This is a genomic window from Pseudomonas khorasanensis (genome assembly GCF_014268505.2).
Taxonomy (GTDB): Bacteria; Pseudomonadota; Gammaproteobacteria; order Pseudomonadales; family Pseudomonadaceae; genus Aquipseudomonas; species Aquipseudomonas khorasanensis.
Genome location: NZ_JABWQP020000071.1, coordinates 1 through 215, shown reverse-complemented (window position 1 = coordinate 215; position 215 = coordinate 1). Strand labels below are relative to the sequence as shown.

Here is a 215-nt window from a genome sequence, read left to right as displayed (position 1 = left end):
AACGGTTCACGCCTCACGTCTCACCAGTTCAGCGCCGGTCGCGAACAACAGCGCCAACAAGGCCTGCTGCTCAGCCAATACCAATACGATGAACAGGGCCGACTTCAAGCGCACAGCGTCAGCCAACGAGACAAACACCTGTTCCAGCGTCGCTACAACTACGACGCCAACGGCAACCTCGCCGGTATCGATGACAGCCGCAAAGGCAACCGCAG

The 215-nt window shown here is 59.1% G+C and carries 1 pseudogene; it reads left to right on the top strand.

Annotation, left to right across the window (positions count from 1 at the left end):
* Positions 1-215: pseudogene (locus HU727_RS25645) on the top strand (RHS repeat-associated core domain-containing protein); the annotation flags it as partial.